Consider the following 13466-nt stretch of genomic DNA (forward strand, 5'->3'; position numbering starts at 1 on the left):
GGTAGCGCCCCACCATCCGCTTGGGCACCATTCGCGGCGCTCATGAGAACATGGTGGTCAACGTACGTGTCCATCCTCGAGGAGTAGTTCCAATTCCCACCTTCGTCGACACAACCTTCACCGACCCGGCGCGCATCCGGAACTTCTGCATCATCGCCCACATCGACCACGGAAAGTCGACGCTGGCCGACCGGATGCTGCAGCTCACCGGTGTCGTGGAAGAGCGCCAGATGCGGGCGCAGTACCTCGATCGCATGGACATCGAGCGTGAGCGCGGCATCACCATCAAGGCGCAGAACGTGCGGTTGCCGTGGCAGCTCGACGGTGACGACTACGTCGTGCACCTCATCGACACCCCCGGTCACGTCGACTTCACCTACGAGGTGTCGCGTGCGCTCGAGGCGTGTGAAGGCGCGGTCCTCCTCGTCGACGCCGCTCAGGGCATCGAGGCACAGACGCTCGCCAATCTGTACCTCGCGATGGAGAACGACCTCACCATCATCCCGGTCCTGAACAAGATCGACCTGCCCGCGGCCGACCCCGAGCGTTACGCCGCCGAGCTCGCCCACATCGTGGGCTGTGAGCCCGAGGACGTCCTGCGGGTGTCCGGCAAGACCGGCGTCGGCGTCGGCGAACTGCTCGACGAGGTCATCCGCAAGGTGCCCGCCCCCGTCGGGAACGCCGACGCGCCGGCACGCGCGATGATCTTCGACTCGGTCTACGACACCTACCGCGGCGTGGTCACCTACGTCCGTGTCGTCGACGGCAAGATCGTGCCGCGCGAGAAGATCCAGATGATGTCGACCGGCGCGACCCACGAACTGCTCGAGGTCGGCATCGTGTCGCCGGAACCGAAGCCCACCCAGGGACTCGGCGTCGGCGAGGTGGGTTACCTCATCACCGGTGTGAAGGACGTGCGCCAGTCGAAGGTCGGTGACACCGTCACCAGCGCCCGCAACGGCGCGAGCGAAGCGCTGACCGGTTATCGCGAACCGCGGCCGATGGTCTACTCGGGCCTGTACCCGATGGACGGTTCCGACTATCCGGTCCTGCGTGAGGCGCTGGAGAAGCTGCAACTCAACGACGCCGCGCTCACCTACGAGCCGGAGACGTCGGTGGCGCTGGGCTTCGGATTCCGCTGCGGCTTCCTGGGTCTGCTCCACATGGAGATCACCCGCGAGCGTCTCGAGCGCGAGTTCAACCTGGACCTCATCTCCACCGCACCCAACGTGGTGTACCGCGTCGTGATGGAGGACGGCTCCGAGCACATCGTCACCAACCCGTCGGACTGGCCGGAGGGCAAGACCCGCCACATCTACGAGCCGGTCGTCAAGACCACGGTGATCGCGCCGAGCGAGTTCATCGGCGCCATCATGGAACTGTGCCAGTCGCGGCGCGGCGAGCTCGGCGGCATGGACTACCTGTCGGAGACCCGCGTGGAACTCCGCTACACCCTGCCGATGGCCGAGATCATCTTCGACTTCTTCGACTCGCTGAAGTCGCGCACGCGCGGCTATGCATCTCTCGACTACGAAGAGGCAGGCGAGCAGGAAGCCGACCTGGTCAAGGTCGACATCCTGCTCCAGGGCGAGGCCGTCGACGCGTTCAGCGCGATCGTCCACCGCGACGCCGCCTACGCCTACGGCAACAAGATGGCGCTCAAGCTCCGCGAGCTCATCCCGCGTCAGCAGTTCGAGGTCCCGATCCAGGCGGCCATCGGCTCGAAGATCATTGCGCGCGAGAACATCCGGGCGATCCGCAAGGACGTCCTCGCGAAGTGCTACGGCGGCGACATCAGCCGTAAGCGCAAGCTGCTCGAGAAGCAGAAGGAAGGCAAGAAGCGGATGAAGACCATCGGCCGCGTCGAGGTCCCGCAGGAGGCGTTCGTCGCGGCGCTCTCCACCGATGCAGCAGGTGACAAGCCGAAAGGGAAGTAGATGACGGGGCAGGACAGCGCAACCAATCCGGTACTGGCACAGAGTGATCTGCCCTACGATCTACCGGACTTCGCGTCGATCTCCGACGACGACTTCCTGCCCGCCTTCCGTGAGGCGATGGCGTCGCACCTCGCCGAGGTCGAGGCCATCGCCGCCGATCCTGCGGAACCGACCTTCGGCAACACGATCGAGGCGCTGGAGCTGTCGGGTCGCGACCTTGCCCGCGCGTCGGGCATCTTCTTCAATCTCGTCGGCCCCGACACCAACCCCAAGCGCAACGAGATCTCCCAGGAGCTCTCGACGCTGCTGACCGACCACGGCAACACGATCGCGATGAACCCGGTTCTGTTCGGCCGGATCTCGGATCTCGCGTCCCGCGCCGACGACCTCGACCTGACCGAGCCGCAGCGTCGTCTCCTCGACAAGCGATACCGCGAGTCCGTGCGTGCCGGTGCCGGTCTGCCGGAGGCCGAGCAGGCGGAGATGCGCCAGATCGCCTCCCGGCTCGCGTATCTGACGACCACGTTCTCGCAGAAGATCCTCGACGACACCAACGATTCGGCGGTCCTCGTTGAGGACGCGTCGGACCTCGACGGCTTGTCCGCCGGCCAGATCGCGGCCGCTCGACGCGCGGCGGCCGATGCCGGCCACGAGAGCGGCCACCTGATCACCCTGGAACTCCCGACCAGCCAGTCCGTGCTGACCGAGTTGACGAATCCTGCCGTGCGGCAACGGGTGTTCGACGCGTCGGTGAACCGCTGCGCGCGCGGCAACGACCACGACACCCGGGAACTCATCCTCGAGATCGTGCGTCTGCGTGCTCGCCGTGCCGAAATGCTCGGGTACCGCGACCACGCCGAGTTCGTGATCGCCGAGCAGACCGCGCCCGACGCGTCCGCGGTCGACGACCTGCTGCGGGAACTCAACCAATCGGCGATGCGTGCCGGGGGTCGGGAACTGACGCGGCTCACCGAGTTCGCCGAAGGCGCCGAGATCGGACCCGCCGACCTGACCTTCTGGCTCGAACGTGAGAAGCAGGCCAAGTCCTCGGTACCGCTCGACGGTTTCGCCGACTACTGCGAACTCGACACCGTCCTGACGCGCGGAGTCTTCCACGCCGCCAACAAGTTGTACGGCCTGACGTTCGTCGAACGGACGGGACTGCCCGTCTATCACCCCGACGTGCGTGTCTGGGAGGTGCGGGACGACTCCGGCACTGGCATCGGGCTGTTCCTCGGTGACTTCTACGCGCGGCCGTCCAAGCGCGGCGGTGCCTGGATGAACAACATCGTCGACCAGTCGTCGGTGCTGGAGACCCAGCCGATCATCGTCAACGTCCTGAACCTGACGAAACCCGATGAGGGGCAGCCGTGTCTGCTCACCATCGATCAGCTGACGACCCTGTTCCACGAGTTCGGGCATGCTCTGCACGGTCTGCTGTCGTCGGTGCAGTACCCGTCGCAGTCGGGGACATCGGTGCCGCGTGACTTCGTCGAGTTCCCGTCGCAGGTCAACGAGATGTGGGCGCTCCACCCGGATGTGCTCGCCAACTATGCGTTGCACCACGCGACCGGTGAGGCGATCCCGGCCGAACTGGCCTCCGCCGCACGGGAGTCCGCCGGCGCCGAAACCGCGCACGGGACCATCGAGTACCTCGCGGCGTCGTCGCTCGATCTGGCCTGGCATCGGTTGACGGTCGAGGAGGCCGCGGCCGTCACCGACGTCGAGGCGTTCGAGGCGAAGGCGCTCACCGAGGTCGGGCTGCAGACCGACCTGATCCCGCCCCGCTACCGCAGCGCCTACTTCAACCACATCTTCGGCGGTGGTTACTCGGCCGGCTACTACAGCTACATCTGGTCGGAGGTCCTCGACGCCGAGACCGAACAGTGGTTCCTCGCCTCGGGCGGCCTGGAGCGCGACAACGGGCGACGCTTTGCCGAGGCGACGCTGTCGCGCGGTGACAGCATCGACCCGCTGGTATCGCACGAGGCGCTGATCGGCCGTAAACCGCAGATCGAGCCGCTCCTGCGTCGACGGGGGCTCGCGGCTTGAGCCGGGTTCGATCATGACAAGGGGACAACGCCACAACCTCGCCCGGTTCGCGGTGCTCAGCATCGTGACCGCGGTGGTCGTGTTCGGCCTCAAGCTGCTGGCCTGGTGGATCACCGGGTCGGTGGGCCTGCTGTCCGACGCGCTCGAATCGATCGTCAACGTCGTCGCCGCCGTGGGCGCGTTCGTCGCACTACGCGTCGCCGCGAAGCCGCCGGACCGGGGGCACAACTTCGGGCACACCAAGGCCGAGTACTTCTCGGCGGTCTTCGAAGGTGTCCTGATCGTCGTGGCGGCGGTGATCATCGTAGTGACCGCGATCGACCGGCTCATCAACCCCCGCGAGCTCGAAGAGGTCGGGCTCGGCCTCGGCATCTCGGTGGGCGCCACGGCCCTCAACGCGGCGGTGGGGTTGATCCTCATCCGCGCCGGCCGCAAACACCGGTCGCTGACCCTCGAGGCCGACGGCAAGCATCTGATGACCGACGTGGCGACCACCGTCGGCGTCCTCGTGGGTGTGTTCCTCGTCGCGTTGACCGGCTGGCTGCCCCTCGACCCGCTGATCGCCATCGCGGTCGCGATCAACATCATGGTCGTCGGTACCCGGCTCGTGTGGCGCTCGAGTGCGGGACTGATGGATTCCGCGCTTCCCGCGGAGCAGCGCTCCGCCATCGACGACGTGCTCGACCGGCACCGCACCGACGGCATCGTCTTCCACGACATCCGCACCCGCGAGGCCGGTCACGAACGGTTTCTGCAGCTCCACATGCTCGTGCCCGGCGACTGGTCGGTGCAGCGCGCCCACGATCTCACCGAGGTCGTCGAGGACGACCTGCACGCAGCGGTCCCGGACCTGAACATCACGACGCACGTCGAACCGGTCAACGATCCGCGCGCCTACGAAGACTGGCGGTTGGAGTAGAGGGTCGGGGTGCTCACCGTGTGTGTGCATGGCCTGGGCGGAGTTCAGATCGCGATGATTTCAACTCCGGCGAGGCCCTTTCGGGTTGCTAGCGTGATCCGGTCCCGCCGGTCACCGCCCTGTCCCGACCGGCCCCGCTGAGTCTTGGAGGAAGAGTGAGCGCTGGCCCTGTCACGCCGCGCGGCACCCGAGTGCTGGTGAGCCTTCTGGCGTTGGCGATGGTGTTCGTCGCGGGCTGCGGTGGCGGATCGACCGACGAGCCCGGCGGAGTGGACATCTCCAGCGGCGACCGGCACCTCGATCTGGTCGCCTACGCCGTCCCCAAGATCGGCTTCGACGAGATCATCCCGGCGTTCCGCGACACCCCGGAGGGCCACGACATCGGCTTCTCGGCGTCGTACGGGGCCTCCGGTGATCAGTCGCGCAAGGTGGCCCGTCGTGTTCCGGCCGACGTCGTCAACTTCTCCGTCGAACCCGACATCACCCGCCTGGTGCAGGCGGGTCTGGTCGACGAGGACTGGAAGAAGCAGGCACCCAACAACAGCACCCCGTTCGGGTCGGTCGTCGCGCTGGTGGTCCGCAAGGGCAATCCGAAGGGCATCCGCGACTGGGACGATCTGCTGAAGCCCGGCGTGCAGGTGGTCACCCCGAACCCCGGCAGCTCCGGGTCGGCGAAGTGGAATCTGCTGGCACCGTATGCCGCGCTCAGCGACGGCGGCCGGGATTCGCAGGCCGGCCTCGACTACGTGGCCGAACTGGTACGCGACCACATCAAGGTGGTGCCCAAGTCGGGCCGCGAGGCCACCACGGCGTTCGAGCAGGGGCAGGGCGATGTCTTGATCAGCTACGAGAACGAGGCGATCATGCTCGACAAGGCCAACTCCACGGCCGCCCCGAACAGCCAGGTCGAATATGTGATCCCGCCGCAGACTTTCAAGATCGAGAACCCCGTCGCGGTCGTCAACACCTCCGACGACAAAGCGGGCGCACGCTCCTTCGTGGACTTCCTCTTCACCCCGGAGGCGCAGCTGATCTGGGCCGAGCGGGGATTCCGGCCGGTGGACCCCGCGGTCATCGAGGCGACCCGGGATCTGTTCCCCGGTGACATCGCGAAGCTGTGGACCATCGCCGAACTCGGCAAGGTGCTCGGGGAGGGCACCGCCGAGGACAACGACGGCAAGGACCTGACCGGCTGGAAGGCCGTCGACGAGGCGCTGTTCGGGAAGAAGGGCGCCATCACCAAGATCTACGACTCAGGGGGTAAGCAGTGACCTCGGTCGACTCGACGGCCACGGAGAGCGGGGCACCCGTTCCCGACTCCCGGCCGCCACGCGGGTTCCTCGGACGCTCGCGGACCTTCGCCGGCGTGAGCCCGATGACCATCGGCGTCGCCTGGCTCTGGCTCAGCGTCATCGTGCTGCTGCCACTCGCGGCGATCACCGTGCAGTCCTTCGACGACGGCTGGAGCGGCTTCTGGGAGGCCGTTTCGGCGCCCGCCGCGGTGGACGCCATCTGGATCACCGTGGTCGTGTCCGTCGTCGCGGCGCTGATCAACGTCGTGTTCGGCACGCTGATCGCGTGGGTGCTGGTCCGCGACGAGTTCCCCGGCAAGGGATTCGTCAACGCCATCATCGACCTGCCGTTCGCGCTGCCGACGATCGTCGCCAGTCTCGTGTTGTTGTCGCTGTACGGGCCGAACAGCCCCATCGACATCCAGCTCAACGCCACCAAGCCCGCTCTGGTGATCGCGCTGACGTTCGTCACGCTGCCGTTCGTGGTCCGTCAGGTGCAGCCGGTGCTCATCGAACTCGACGTCGACGTCGAGGAGGCCGCGGCGGTACTCGGCGCCAACAACCTCACGATCTTCCGCAAGATCATCCTGCCCGCGCTGCTGCCGGCGATCCTGATCGGTGCCGGCCTGGCCTTCACCCGCGCCATCGGCGAGTTCGGTTCGGTGGTGCTCATCGGCGGCAACATCCCGGGCGACACCCAGGTGGCCTCGCAGTACATCCAGCAGCAGATCGAGATCGACGCGCCGATCGACGCGGCCGCGATCTCGGTGGTCCTGCTGCTCATCGCCTTCGTCGCGCTGCTCATCCTGCGCGTCGCCGGACGGTGGCAGTCCAAGCGGGAGGACGCTGACCGATGAAGGTGTCGAACCCGACCAAGTACACGCTGCGCACCATCGCGCTCGTCTACCTGTTCGTCCTCCTGATGGTTCCGGTCGGCACCATCTTCTACCGCTCCTTCGAACACGGCATCGTCCAGTTCTGGGAGTGGATCACCACCCCGGCGGCCATCTCCGCACTGCAGCTCAGCCTGCTCATCGTCGCCATCGTCGTGCCGCTCAACGTGGTCTTCGGCGTGATCACTGCGCTGGCCCTGGCCCGTGGGCGGTTTCCCGGCAAGGGATTCCTGCAGGCTGTCGTCGACTTGCCGTTCGCGGTGTCACCGGTGGTCGCCGGTGTCGCGCTGATCCTCCTGTGGGGCCACGGCGGCTGGTTCGGCGGCATCGAGAGTCTCGGCTTCCGGATCATCTTCGGCTTCCCCGGGCTGGTGCTGGCCACGCTGTTCGTCACGCTGCCGTTCGTCGCCCGCGAGGTCGAACCGGTGCTCCGGGAGATCGGTACCGAACAGGAAGAGGCCGCCGCGACGCTGGGCGCCAGCAATTGGCAGGTCTTCTGGCGGGTCACCCTCCCGGCGATCCGCTGGGGCCTGACCTACGGCATCGTTCTGACCGTCGCGCGAGCGCTGGGCGAATACGGCGCGGTGACCATGGTGTCGTCGAACTATCCCGGTGTGTCCCAGACGCTGACGCTGCTGGTCCACTCCCGCTACACCGACGACTACAACGAGTTCGGCGCCTACGCGGCCGCGACCCTGCTGATGTTCGTCGCCATCCTGGTGCTCGTCCTGATGTCACTGATCGAGCGCCGCGCCAAGTCCCGTCTCGTCGACGCCAGTGAATCCACCTCGGGCGACGTCGAACTCACCGAGGTCGACCTCACCCCGCCGCACGGGCCGGCATCCGTCGACGCCAAGCAGATCGTCCATCCCAACGCCCAGCACAAGGAAGGCGTGTGACATGTCCATTCAGGTGATCGGCGCAAACAAGCGCTACGGCGACTTCGCCGCCCTCGACAACGTCTCCATCGACATCCCGGACGGTCAGCTCACCTCGTTGCTGGGGCCGTCGGGCTCCGGCAAGTCGACGCTGCTGCGGGCGATCGCCGGCCTCGACACCCTGGACTCGGGCACCGTCCGGATCAATGACAACGACGTCTCGCAGAAGTCACCGCAGAAGCGCGACATCGGATTCGTGTTCCAGCACTACGCCGCGTTCAAACACCTCACCGTGCGCGACAACATCGCCTTCGGCCTCAAGATCCGCAAGCGGCCCAAGAAGGAGGTCGACGCCAAGGTCGACCAGCTGCTCGAGGTGGTCGGACTCTCCGTCTTCCAGCACCGGTTCCCGGCGCAGCTGTCGGGTGGCCAGCGGCAGCGTATGGCCCTCGCCCGCGCACTTGCCGTCGACCCCAAGGTGCTGCTCCTCGACGAGCCGTTCGGTGCCCTGGATGCGAAGGTGCGAGATGACCTGCGCCGCTGGCTGCGTCGTCTCCACGAGGAGGTGCACGTCACCACCGTGCTGGTCACCCACGACCAGCAGGAGGCGCTCGACGTGAGCGACCGCATCGCCGTCCTCAACAAGGGACGCATCGAGCAGGTCGGTACCCCCGACGATCTCTACGACCGTCCGGCCAACGAGTTCGTCGCGTCGTTCCTCGGTTCGACGGTCCGCCTGAACGGCGAACTGGTTCGCCCGCACGACATCCGGATCGGACGCACCCCGGAGATGGCCTCGCCGGCCGCCGACGCATCGCTCGATACCGGTGTGATCAAGGCGACGGTGCTGCGCGTCGTGAACCTCGGCTTCGAGACCCGTGTCGAGCTCGTGGCCGCGACCACGGGCGACGAGTTCGCCGCCCAGATCACCCGTGGCGACCAGAACGCCCTCAACCTGCAGGCCGGGGAGACCGTGTACGCGCGGGCCACCAAGGTCGCCGCGCTGACCGAGGCCTGAGCATCTCGATCGTCAGTGATTCGCCGGCTGGAACGTGTGCTGGTGTTCGGCTTCCTCGGCGCGGATCACGTGCATGACCGCGTTGATCAGCGCGAGGTGGGTGAACGCCTGTGGAAAGTTGCCGAGCTGCTGGCCGGTCTTCGCGTCGATCTCCTCGGCGTAGAGCTTGAGGGGGCTCGAGTAGGACAGGAGTCGCTCGCACAGGGTCTTCGCGCGTGACAGTTCGCCGATCTCGACGAGCGCCGACACAAGCCAGAACGAGCAGATCGTGAAGGTGCCCTCCTCGCCGGTGAGGCCGTCGTCGGTCTCCTCGACCTTGTAGCGCAGCACCAGGCCGTTGTCGGTCAGCTCGTCGGCGATCGCGAGAACCGTTGCGCGGACACGATAGTCGTCGGGCGGAAGGAACCGCAGCAGCGGCACGAGAAGCAGCGACGCATCGAGCGCGTCGTTGCCGTAGCGCTGGGTGAAGACCCCGCGGTCGTTGACGCCGTGGGCAAGGATGTCGGCCTTGATCTCGTCGGCGATCGCCGCCCACTCGCGGGCGTGCTTCTCCTCGCCGTGCATGGTCGCGAGGCGGGAACCGCGGTCGAGAGCCACCCAGCACATCACCTTCGACGAGGTGAAGTGCTTCGGTTCGCCGCGCACCTCCCAGATGCCGCGGTCGGGTTCGCGCCAGTGCTTGATCGCTTCCTCGACCTGAGCCTTGAGGACGGGCCACAGGGTCTCGGGGACCGCCTCGTGGGACTTGATGTTGAGGTACACCGAGTCCAGCATCGTGCCCCAGATGTCGTGCTGCGCCTGGTTGTACGCACCATTGCCGATGCGGACGGGGCGGGCGCCGTCGTAACCGGAGAGGTGGGTGAGCTCTTCCTCTTCGAGCGTCCGCTCGCCGCCGACGCCGTACATCACCTGCAGGGGATGCCGTTCGCCGTTGGTGATGCCGGAGACGTCGGCGATGAAGGAGAAGAAGTCGTCGGCTTCACGATCGAGGCCCAGCGTGTACAGCCCCCACAGCGCGAACGTCGAATCGCGCACCCACGCATAGCGGTAGTCCCAGTTACGTTCGCCCTGAGGGGTTTCCGGCAGCGAGGTGGTCGCGGCGGCCAGGAGCGCGCCGGTCGGGGAGTAGGTGAGTCCCTTGAGGGTGAGCGCGGAGCGTTGCAGATGGGAGCGCCACGGATGGTCGGGGAACGTGCCGATGTTGATCCACTGCCGCCACGACTCGGCCGTGGACCACATCTTCTGGGCCGCCTCGTCCCAGTTCTGCGGTGCAGGAAACCGAGACCAGCTCAACGCGACGAACCGGTTGTCGCCCTCGACGAGACGGGTGCGCGCACGTGCTTCACGGCCCTCGAGTCCGAGACGGAGGTCGGTGGTGAGTTTGAGAGTGGGCATGTCCGCGTCGGACTCGGTGTCCTTGGCGGTCGCGATGGCCTCGCCGTAGGCCGGGCCGGTGTACTCCCACTTGGTCGTACCCCGGTGGTAATCGAACGCCGGTTCACAACTCATGTGCAGTTCGACGGTGCCTGACACACACCGCACCGTGCGGAGCAGGATGTGCTCGGCGTCCCAGTCGGTGGGCGTACGGCGATGAGTGCGGGAGCGTCGCTCGTTGTCGTGCCACGGGCCCATGACCAGGGCATCGCGCACGATGATCCAGCCGGTGTCGGTCTGCCACGTCGTCTCGACCATCAGGCTGCCGGGGAGGTACCGGCGGTCGACGGGCACGCTGACGCCGTACGGCGCGAGGCGGAAGTGGCCGGCGCTCCGATCGAGCACCGCCCCGAACACGCTCGGCGAATCGGGACGCGGCACGCACATCCACTCGACGGAGCCGTTGCGGGCGATGAGGCAGTTGGTCTCGGTGTCGGACAGGAACGCGTAGTCGCCGATGGGGGGAAAGGCGCTCCGGTGCGCCGGGTTGGTCGGCGGCATCGGTGCCGGTCCCGGGACGCTGACTCGTGCGGCGTCGGTGCCGGCGCCCTGTGTGGGGGTCGCGGTCGGCAGGGACGTTACGGTGGAGTCATCTGCAACAGACATGGGATCTATCATTGCGACGGGCGCTGTCCGACGCCAGTCGGCCCGAACGGGGCCGGGCAGACAGATGAACCGAATCGGACGGACGAGGTGATGAGGTGACGGCGTTCTTCGCCTGGTGGGACGGCGTGGAGGAGTGGCTGACCGGCCTGTCCTTCGTTCCGCAGCTCTTGGTCACCGTCGCCGTGGTGATTCCGGTCGCGATCCTGCTCGCCTATGTTCTCAATCTCCTGGTCGACCTGGCGGCAACGCTGTTCGACCGCCGACGCTTCGCCGACGACGATGGGACCGGACTGTGAAACTGATGCGCTCGCCGGTCACCCTCGCGCTGCTGGCGTTGCTGGTCCTCGTCGTGATCGCCTGGCTCGTCACGATGTGAGAAGGCCGTCGGACCCCATCGGGGAACGACCTGACGGCGGTCAGCGCCCGGCGATCACCGTGCGACGCTGTGCGGCCGTGCGATAGAGGCCGCAGATCCCCTCGACGACGTCGGGGTGCGCGCCGAGCGGTCCGGCCACGAGCGTTTCGTCGGCCAGCGCGTCCAGAGCCGACTCGACCCGCTCGATCAGCAGACCGGCCGACAAGAAGTACGGACTGAGTGCGATGCGCTCGGCACCGACGGCACGGAGTCGACGGACTGCCGTGGCGACGGCGCGGTTGCCCGAACCGAGTTTGGTCGCGAAGACCACCTCGACCGGCCGATGCAGGGACGTGGAGAGTTCGATGGCCCGGCGCCGGACGTGACGGTCGGCGGATTCGTCGGAGGAACCGACCGCCGACAGGATCACGCCGTCGCGCTCGTGAAGCCCGGCTTCGAGCAGACGGTCGGCGAGTGCTGCGGTGAACGACCGGGTGCCGATGACGTCGGTCTGCTGCGCGAACGGCCGGTGCTCGGCGATGATCGCCGGCAGATCGATCTTGTGGTGATACCCGGCGGACAGCAGCAGCGGGACGACGACCGGATCGTCACCGGTCTCGCTCCCGGTCGCCAGGACTTCGCCGACGAGCGGCTCGTCGAGATCGAGGTAGGACAGGACCACCTCGACGCCCGGAAGCCTGACGGCGACGGCGTCGCGCACACGGCGCGCGGTCGCGCCGAAGCGCGGATCGCGACTGCCGTGTGCGACGAGGACGAGAACCGGACTCACACCAACTCTTTGAGGTGCAGCGGCGCGAGTGCGTCGCCCACCAGGCCGGCGGCGAGGGTGTTGCCACCCTGCGGGTCGATCAGCAGGAAGCTGCCCGACTCGCGGTTCACCTGGTAGTCGTCGGCCGGGATGGGCTCGGCGGTCTGTACCGAGATCCGCACGATCTGGTTGAGCTCCACCGATTCCGGGGCCTCCACGAGCGCCAGGTTCTGCTCGTCGAAGAGAGCGTCGAGCCCACCGACGATGGCCTGCGTCGTCTTGGTGCCGTGCTTGAGGAGCAGACGCGCACCGGGGCGCAGCTGCTTCTCGGCGAGCCAGCAGACGGTCGCGGTGAACTGCTGCACCGGCTCCGGGGCGTCGACCGCGGCGGCGATCAGGTCGCCGCGCGAGATGTCGACGTTGTCGGCGAGCAGGATCGTGACGCTGCGCCCGGTGTGCGCGGACTCCAGCGGACCGTCGGCGGTGTCGATCTGGCTGACGGTGGTTCGCTGACCCGACGGCAGGACGACGACCTCGTCACCCACCGATACCCGTCCGGCGGCGATCTGACCCGCGTAACCGCGGTAGTCGGGGTACTCCGCGGTGCGGGGGCGGATCACGTACTGCACCGGGAAGCGCAGGCCCACCGGGGCACGCTCGGTGAGGTTGGGGACCGTCTCGAGGTGCTCGATGAGGGTCGGGCCGTTGTAGAACGGGGTGTTCTCCGAGCGGTTCGCGATGTTGTCGCCGTGCAGCGCGGACACCGGGATGGCGGTGACCTGGTCGTCGGACCAGCCGAGCGAGCGGGTCAGTTCGGCGAACTCGGCGGAGATCTCGGCGAACACCGATGCCTGATCGTCGACGAGGTCGATCTTGTTGACCGCCAGCACCAGCTGCGGCACACCGAGAAGGGCCATCACCGCGGCGTGGCGGCGGGTCTGCGAGACGACGCCGTTGCGGGCGTCGACGAGCAGGATCACCAGCTGGGCGGTGGAGGCGCCGGACACGGTGTTACGCGTGTACTGCACGTGGCCCGGGGTGTCGGCGAGCACGAAAGAGCGTGCGGGCGTCGCGAAGTAGCGGTACGCCACGTCGATGGTGATGCCCTGCTCGCGCTCGGCGCGCAGGCCGTCGACGAGCAGCGACAGGTCGGGCCCTTCGAGCCCGCGGTCCACCGATGCTTTGGTCACTGCGTCGATCTGGTCGGCCAGAACGGATTTCGTGTCGTACAACAGGCGGCCGACGAGCGTCGACTTGCCGTCGTCCACACTGCCCGCAGTGGCGATGCGGAGAAGGTCGGGTGCATGTCTCAT

11 protein-coding genes are annotated in these 13466 nt (G+C 67.2%); 8 read left to right on the forward strand and 3 right to left on the reverse strand.

The genetic code is table 11. From position 1 onward, the window contains the following. The first annotated feature begins 50 nt into the window (after positions 1-50). The 7 genes from lepA to C5O27_RS11640 all read left to right on the forward strand — a co-directional run bounded on the left by lepA (position 51) and on the right by C5O27_RS11640 (position 8989). A complete protein-coding gene (gene lepA / locus C5O27_RS11610; RefSeq protein WP_042376345.1) occupies positions 51-1937 on the forward strand; it encodes a translation elongation factor 4 in 1887 nt (628 codons plus the stop codon). Further along, entirely contained in the window at positions 1938-3989 is a 2052-nt protein-coding gene (locus C5O27_RS11615; RefSeq protein ID WP_127962760.1) for a M3 family metallopeptidase, read from the forward strand. Between the two features lie 13 nt (positions 3990-4002). Next, the gene (locus tag C5O27_RS11620; RefSeq protein ID WP_042376341.1) at positions 4003-4908 is read left to right on the forward strand and encodes a cation diffusion facilitator family transporter; all 906 of its coding nucleotides are present in this window, start codon (positions 4003-4005) and stop codon (positions 4906-4908) included. 155 nt (positions 4909-5063) lie between these two features. Further along, positions 5064-6179, forward strand: coding sequence for a sulfate ABC transporter substrate-binding protein (locus C5O27_RS11625; RefSeq protein WP_127962761.1), 1116 nt, complete (start codon positions 5064-5066; stop codon positions 6177-6179). After that, positions 6176-7057, forward strand: a complete 882-nt coding sequence (gene cysT, locus C5O27_RS11630) for a sulfate ABC transporter permease subunit CysT (protein ID WP_035751301.1) — start codon at positions 6176-6178, stop codon at positions 7055-7057. Before C5O27_RS11625 ends, cysT begins: the two co-directional genes overlap by 4 nt. Beyond that, on the forward strand, positions 7054-7992 hold the full coding sequence (gene cysW / locus C5O27_RS11635) for a sulfate ABC transporter permease subunit CysW (RefSeq protein WP_035751302.1): 939 nt from the start codon (positions 7054-7056) through the stop codon (positions 7990-7992). The genes cysT and cysW overlap by 4 nt, the downstream gene beginning before the upstream one ends. 1 nt (position 7993) lies before the next feature. Next, positions 7994-8989 carry a sulfate/molybdate ABC transporter ATP-binding protein gene (locus C5O27_RS11640; RefSeq protein ID WP_075862981.1) on the forward strand — a complete coding sequence of 332 codons (996 nt, stop codon included), beginning with the start codon at positions 7994-7996 and terminating at the stop codon, positions 8987-8989. Between the two features lie 12 nt (positions 8990-9001). Here C5O27_RS11640 and C5O27_RS11645 read toward each other — a convergent pair whose 3' ends face one another. Then, the gene (locus C5O27_RS11645; RefSeq protein ID WP_035751304.1) at positions 9002-11029 is read right to left on the reverse strand and encodes a glycoside hydrolase family 15 protein; all 2028 of its coding nucleotides are present in this window, start codon (positions 11027-11029) and stop codon (positions 9002-9004) included. Positions 11030-11124: 95 nt separating this feature from the next. Between C5O27_RS11645 and C5O27_RS11650 the strand changes: the two genes are divergently transcribed. Beyond that, positions 11125-11325 carry a hypothetical protein gene (locus C5O27_RS11650; RefSeq protein ID WP_035751305.1) on the forward strand — a complete coding sequence of 67 codons (201 nt, stop codon included), beginning with the start codon at positions 11125-11127 and terminating at the stop codon, positions 11323-11325. A gap of 120 nt (positions 11326-11445) precedes the next feature. Here the strand turns inward: C5O27_RS11650 and C5O27_RS11655 are convergent, their stop codons facing one another. Then, a complete protein-coding gene (locus tag C5O27_RS11655; RefSeq protein ID WP_035751306.1) occupies positions 11446-12174 on the reverse strand; it encodes a sirohydrochlorin chelatase in 729 nt (242 codons plus the stop codon). Next, the gene (locus C5O27_RS11660; protein WP_006359320.1) at positions 12171-13466 is read right to left on the reverse strand and encodes a sulfate adenylyltransferase subunit 1; all 1296 of its coding nucleotides are present in this window, start codon (positions 13464-13466) and stop codon (positions 12171-12173) included. Before C5O27_RS11660 ends, C5O27_RS11655 begins: the two co-directional genes overlap by 4 nt.

This window comes from Gordonia alkanivorans, from assembly GCF_004011905.1.
In the GTDB taxonomy this organism is placed as follows: domain Bacteria; phylum Actinomycetota; class Actinomycetes; order Mycobacteriales; family Mycobacteriaceae; genus Gordonia; species Gordonia alkanivorans.